Annotated in this window: 2 protein-coding genes; one reads left to right on the plus strand and one right to left on the minus strand. The window is 68.7% G+C overall.

The genetic code is table 11. From position 1 onward, the window contains the following. Positions 1-62 precede the first annotated feature (62 nt). Positions 63-437 (minus strand): hypothetical protein, encoded by a 375-nt coding sequence (locus tag ABD352_RS45440; protein WP_344618836.1) that lies wholly within the window; start codon positions 435-437, stop codon positions 63-65. Positions 438-896: 459 nt separating this feature from the next. Between ABD352_RS45440 and ABD352_RS45445 the strand changes: the two genes are divergently transcribed. Beyond that, the gene (locus ABD352_RS45445) at positions 897-1,409 is read left to right on the plus strand and encodes a hypothetical protein (RefSeq protein WP_344618837.1); all 513 of its coding nucleotides are present in this window, start codon (positions 897-899) and stop codon (positions 1,407-1,409) included. The last annotated feature ends 273 nt before the right edge of the window (positions 1,410-1,682 follow it).

Genomic DNA, 1,682 nt, shown 5'->3' on the forward strand with positions numbered 1-1,682 from the left:
ACCTCGCAGCCATCCTCATCTGCCACCGCCGACTCACAAAGATCACCAACTGAGACACCGCCTTAGTAGTCGGCGGGGTCGGCGGCGCGTTCGGCGCGGCCGAGGATCGATCCTAGGCTGACGATCTTGTCGGCGGCGCTGGCGTGCAGGGTCCACCGGTCGACCGTGGACAGGTCAGCGGCGGCGTGGCCGGCGAGCGCTTCGTGTTCGCGTTGCATGCCGCGGACCACGACCGTCACAGCCGAGCAGAGCCGAGTGGTCAGCAGCGCATCGAAACCGACGTCCGGTGGGGCGTAACTCCGGTGCGTCGTGCAGCAACGCCGCCGCGACGAGTTCGGGCGCCGGGTGGGGTCCGGTACGCGCCGGCCGAGAACCGCTGCTACCCGCACCGCATGGGCGAACGCTGCGGCGTTGTCGATGACTGCCCAGCGCACCATTGCCGGGCCAGGTGCAGCGCGTCGTCCACGATGGGATGGCGCGGCCGGGCGAGGACCGCCCGGGAACCCACGCGGAGTGAGACGCGGGAGCGGTCATCAGTTCGAGTACCTTCGATCCGGTATGCTCCGCGGCGCACGAGTGGCACGCGCCAAGCGCTGCAACGCGCTCATCGTGCCCCTGATCCTGCAGCCAGCGCGCACCGTCCAGTGCATGAAAGACCAGACATCGCAACACCGGGCGCATGGCCGATGTCGTGCAGCCATTCGGCGGCGCTGAGTACCGAGCGGTCCATCTCTTCTACGGCCCTCGAAACCTCGTGAGCTTTGCCGGCGGGAACCCCGATGTGAACGGCTGTCCCGCAGCGCAGCTGAGCTGTGGCACGAATCCAGGATCAGTTCCGGTCGGGGGGTGTCTACCGTCGGATGCGTCAAGGAACGCACATCGCTGGGAGGCACGCCATGAACCGCACGATCGTCCGCATCTCGGTGGCCACGGCTGCGCTCGCGCTCGCCGCACTGGGGCTTGCCGGCTGCTCCGGAAACGCCGCCGACAACCAGGCGGACACGCCGGACATGGTGCCGGCCGGTGCCACATCCTCGCTGCAGCCGACCCCGACGAAGCAGAGCAAGCCGAAGGGTGACACCAAGATCGTCGAGTTCAAGATCGTGCAGCAGCCGAAGTGCCCCGAGGGTACCGCGGTGTACCGCGCGGATGCGGTACCGGTGATCATCAAGTGGAAGGTCACCGGCGCGACCGGCGTGGGCCTGTCGGTGGACAACCCGGACCTGCCGGGCAGCTACGGCAACTACCCTGCTTCGGGCACCGAGACGTTCACCTTCTCGTGCGGCGGTCCGGTCGGCAGCGTCGAGACGCACACGTACACGATCACCACCACCGGTGGGAAGCAGACCAAGCACGCTCAGATCAAGGCATCGGCCAAGGTCATGGACACCGGCATCGGCGGCAACTGAGCGGCTGGTGACCGGATCACGCCCGACCAGCACAGGGCGCGCGAGGACGTCTGACGGTCTCGGCTGGCGCGGCCCACCTCCGCGACCATTGACCATCGTCGGCGGACGGTGCTCGCCGGCGTGATGTCCAGCCGACGGACCGTGATCGCCGTCCGCGGCTTGGCGGCGGGACGGTACGGGATCGTTGACGTCCGTGATGGCGCTGGCGTTCGCGGTGGCCGGGGCGTTCGGCTACGGGATCGGCTCGATCGCCCAAGCCGCCGGGGCCCGACG

It is taken from the genome of Dactylosporangium salmoneum (assembly GCF_039532525.1).
Taxonomy (GTDB): Bacteria; Actinomycetota; Actinomycetes; order Mycobacteriales; family Micromonosporaceae; genus Dactylosporangium; species Dactylosporangium salmoneum.